Source organism: Planotetraspora sp. GP83 (genome assembly GCF_041262585.1).
Classification (GTDB): Bacteria; Actinomycetota; Actinomycetes; order Streptosporangiales; family Streptosporangiaceae; genus JAOEGB01.
In genome coordinates, this window is sequence record NZ_JBGCBZ010000055.1 from 1 (window position 1) to 1727 (window position 1727).

Sequence of the window (1727 nt, forward strand, 5' to 3'; positions counted from 1 at the left end):
CTGGATCTGGCCCACATCTCGTGATCATCACGACCCCCTGTGAGCATCACGTCGTGAGGAGCACGCGCTTGCGAAGCAGGTCGAAGGTGGCGCGGCCGTAGGTCTGCCGCTTGAGCATCTTGAGCCGGTTGACGTGGCCCTCTACAGCGCCGGAGCTGTGCTGCAGGGTCAGCCCGTTGAGGACGGCCGCGTGGTCCTGTCGGAGGCCTTTGGTGAAGGACCGCAGGTAGGGCAGGTCGTCGGCGTCGACCTTCGCCATCCAGTCGTCGAGCCGATCGCCGCGACGTTCGAGCATCATCTGGGCGAAGCCCTGTACATGCCCGGCGAGGACATCCAGGTGCGGGCAGTCGGCGAGTGCCTGCTTGAGGGCGAGTTGGTCGTCGCTGTCGAGGTTGTCGGGATGGGTCATGATCCACGCGGTGAGGGTGCGCACCTTGGGCGGCTTGGTGACGGCGGGCGGCGCGACGCCAGTCTCGCGGAACGGGGCCAGGTAGTCGCGGACCGAGCCGTAGCTGCCTCGGTACCCCCGCGCGGCGATCTCGCGGTGCAGTTCCAGGACATTGGTACAGCCCTGATTCCAGCGTTCATGCAGGTGAGGCTTGTACGGGTCAAGCTTGCTCGGCCGCCCGGCCACGCTGGTGGCCACGACGTCCTCGGCCGTCTCGGCGCGGTAGAACCGGCGGACGGTCTCCTTGGCCAGGCCGAGCTCGCGCATGATCGGCTTGATGCCCTTACCTGCGGCCTTCAACGCCTGGACCTGGGCGTAGCGTTCGCGAGTGCGGACCACGATCGCGCTGGTCTCCGCGCGGGCCTTAGCCGCGTCGTCGGCCAGTTGCTGCAGATCGCGGGCGGGTTTGTCGGCGACCGGGGCTGGCGGGGCAGGGTCGGCGCGGTGCAGACAGTGGTGGTGGGCGGCCACCGTCTTCTCCACGTATTTGCCCAGGTTGTTCCACAGATGCCAACGGTCAGCAGTCTGGATGGCGTCCGGTGCGCCGGTACGGGCGCCGTCGGCATAGGCTCCGGCGCGGTCCCGGCAGATCACCTCGACGCCCGGGTGCGCGCGCAGCCATGCGGCCAGCGTCTCGGCCTCCCGGTCGGGCAGCACGTCGACCGGGTCATGGGTGTCCATGTTGATCAGGATCGTTCCGTAGACGTGGCCGCGGCGGAACGCGAAATCGTCCACCCCGAGCACAGTCACCACACCGATCTCCGGATCGGGCATCGCCCGGATCCGGCGCAGCAGCGTGCTGCGGCTGGTTCTCAGCCCGAGCAGGTCGGCCAGGCGGGCACCCGCGCGGCCCGCCAACGCCAGCGCGATCGCATCCAGCATCCCGGTCAACAACGGGCTCCGCCGCACGTACGGCCTGGTCAAGCCTGCGATCTGCTCGGCGAACGTCTGGGCAGGGCAGAGGCTGTTGTCGCAGAAGAACCGGCGGGACAGCACCCGGATCAGCACCCTGCGACCGCCGAGCGCCGCATCCGCGAGCCGTCGCTCGTAGTGACTATGCACACGAGTGGAGACGCATCCGCACTTCGGGCATGTGCCCTGCTCGGCACGGGGACGGACCCAGATCGTCACGTACGCCTCGGCCACCTCCACGCGGTCAACAACGACGCCGGCAAGGTGAGGAAGGAGGGCTCCAAGCTCAGGCTGATCACACCCAAGTCATGATCACAGAAATCCAGGTGCAGGGGGTCGTAACGATCACGAGATGTGGGCCAGATCC

General features: G+C 67.9%; 1 protein-coding gene. It reads right to left on the reverse strand.

Annotated elements, in window-relative coordinates:
- Positions 1–46: 46 nt before the first annotated feature.
- Positions 47–1600, reverse strand: coding sequence for an ISL3 family transposase (locus tag ABH927_RS34145; RefSeq protein WP_370028628.1), 1554 nt, complete (start codon positions 1598–1600; stop codon positions 47–49).
- Positions 1601–1727 lie beyond the last annotated feature (127 nt).